The sequence below is a fragment of the Natronococcus jeotgali DSM 18795 genome (assembly GCF_000337695.1).
Classification (GTDB): domain Archaea; phylum Halobacteriota; class Halobacteria; order Halobacteriales; family Natrialbaceae; genus Natronococcus; species Natronococcus jeotgali.
Window position 1 is genome coordinate 1 of record NZ_AOIA01000047.1, and the last position, 2,598, is coordinate 2,598.

Below are 2,598 nucleotides of genomic sequence, written 5' to 3' on the forward strand. Positions count from 1 at the left end.
TCTTGAAGTTCTTTGACGGAGATCTCATCGAGATGGTCCATTACATACGCCAACACCTTCCGAGCGGAAAGTTCTAACGACTACTATAGTCGGCCAGCCGGACACCGTTGCAGAACTGGCCACTGCGGACGAGACGGGAATCATAACGGAATTGATCGTATCACTCGACTCGCGACTAGTCGGCGAACGCCTCAACCCCGAATCGTTTCGCGAGGAGTTCGGGGCCGCTGTACTCGGGCTCCGCCACCATGGCGCGCTCGTCGGCGATCGCATCGTCGGCCGTCGGCTTGACGTCGGTGACACGCTCCTCGTCCAGGCGCCACCCGAAACACTGGATCGTCTCTCGAGACGCGACGACGTGATCGTCGCCCGTGAACCGCCTCGATCGGCGTACCGTCCGGACAAGGCCCCAGTCGCGGTCGCTATTATGATCGGCGTCGTCGCTGTCGCCACCCTCGGGTTATACCCCATCTTGATTTCGGCGCTCGCGGGCGTCGTTGCGATGGTTGTCACCGGTGTCCTCAAACCGAACGAACTGTACGACACCGTCGAGTGGGACATCATCTTCCTGCTAGCAGGCGTCATCCCACTGGGGATCGCCCTCGAACAGACCGGTGCGGCGGCGTACCTCGCATTCCTGATCGTTTCGACTGCCGGCTTCCTCCCGTCACTCGTGGTGCTTTGGCTTTTCTACATCGTAACCGGTCTCATCACAGAACTGATTAGTAACAACGCCAGCGTCGTCCTGCTTATCCCGGTGGCGGCCGCAGTGGCAGCGGGCATCGGTGCGAACCCGCTCTCGTTCGTCTTTGCGGTCATGTTCGCCGCCAGCACGGCGTTTCTGGGCCCGATTGGCTATCAGACGAATCTGTTCGTCTACAGCCCTGGCGGTTATCGGTTCACTGATTACTTCCGGGTCGGCGCGCCACTACAACTGATCCTCTCAATAATTACTGTCCTTCGGCATCGCATTCTTTTGGAGGGTGTAAGCGGATCACTCTGAAAACGGATTGACGGGAGGGCAGCCGAACGACGAGTGCTCCTCAATGAAACCATCACCAATGGATGGATAATATAATACAGAAATAATCAGGTCTGGCGATTCACCAAAGCCCATTATTGATCAGATTATGCTTGTTGGTGAGGAAAACGGAACACGACTCACCACCTGACAGAGGTGGCTTCTCATCGTATTGCCTTGATTTCATCAGCTGTTGTATAATAGCCAGATTCCGGTTGCTGTTCAAGTTCCGCCAGGTGTTGCTCCCGTAGTTCCTCAGCCGAAAGGTCGCCTGCCGCGAGTACCTCGATATATTCAACCAGTTGCTCGGTAGCAAGGAGTTCGGGAACATTGACGTACAGTGCACCACGCTCGAGGAAATCGAGGGCCGTCGACACCGTTCCTGCACGGAGAATTACATCGACGTTGCGACCCTCTGTAAGCATCAGCAACCGATTCGAAAGGGGATCTGACTCGACTGTTGACACGATGAGCTGTGCGTCCTCAATGCCTGCTTTTTCCAAGGTGTACTGTTCCATCGTGTCACCGAAAATGTAGGCGGGACACTCCATATCCAGCACCTCCAGCAAGGTGGGATCGTTCTCGATGACGACGTAGGACCGGTCGATAGCCTCGCATGTCTCGGCGAGCCGCCGGCCTTGCCGACCGTAGCCGACGATGATAACGTGGTCAGAGACGTCGTCTGGTGCAGCGCTTCGTTCGTCGACGTTCTTGTACCGTCTTTTCAGCAGTCCGTAGTCGGCGAGGACTCGGTAGATGCGTTCGTCGTGGTGACGGCTGAGACTGGAGGTAATCATCGTCACTGCTGCTGCGAGGATGATGGCGTTGAACACTGGTTGCGTGAGCATGCCGAGTACCAGCGCCTCGATGGCAATGATAAGCGCGAACTCGCTGACCTGGTCGAGGCTGAGGCTTGTCAGTGTCGCCGGGCGTGCATCGTAACCGGTGTACAAGAGGAGTGCGATGGTGACGGCAGGCTTGACGAACGCCGTCAGAGCAGCGAGGACAGTCGCGACAAGGATTACTTCAACGGTCGGGACAGTCACGAGCGCGCCAAGCGTGGTGAAAAAGATGGCAGTGAAAAAGTCCTTGATGGATTCCAATCCGTTGAGCATCCCGAGGTGCTCGGCGGGATCACGACGGACTCCGAGCCCGGCGATGAACGCCCCGACGACAAGCGAGACGCCGACGAATTCGGCCGCGCTCAAGAACGCGATCAGAAGAGCGATGACCCCGACGAGCATGAGTTCGTCGGAGCCATCCGAGAACCGCTCGAGAAGGCCGAACAGGTGCCGGTTGACGATGATGGCGACTCCGAGCAGCACGACACCGTACCCCAGCTGTGCCGCGATCGAATCGGCAGTGAACGTCTCAGCAGTCAATACGAGGATGATGAGGATTGCCAGCAAGTCCTGAACAAACTGGATGGTTTCGGCGATGCGCCCGTGAACGAGACTGTTTCGAATTTCTGGCTGTAGAAGGCCAGTTCGGCTGTGTTGAATCGCTGTAAGGCGGAGGATTTTACTGTTTGATGGCACGTTTGATGTTGTAAACGACACACATCAGGGCGATTTCAC

1 protein-coding gene and 1 pseudogene are annotated in these 2,598 nt (G+C 56.9%); one reads left to right on the forward strand and one right to left on the reverse strand.

Annotation, left to right across the window (positions count from 1 at the left end; genetic code table 11):
- Window positions 1-106: 106 nt before the first annotated feature.
- Window positions 107-989: pseudogene (locus C492_RS07185) on the forward strand (SLC13 family permease); the annotation flags it as partial.
- Window positions 990-1,185: 196 nt separating this feature from the next.
- Here C492_RS07185 and C492_RS07190 read toward each other — a convergent pair.
- Entirely contained in the window at window positions 1,186-2,580 is a 1,395-nt protein-coding gene (locus tag C492_RS07190) for a cation:proton antiporter domain-containing protein (RefSeq protein ID WP_152424816.1), read from the reverse strand.
- Window positions 2,581-2,598: the final 18 nt, after the last annotated feature.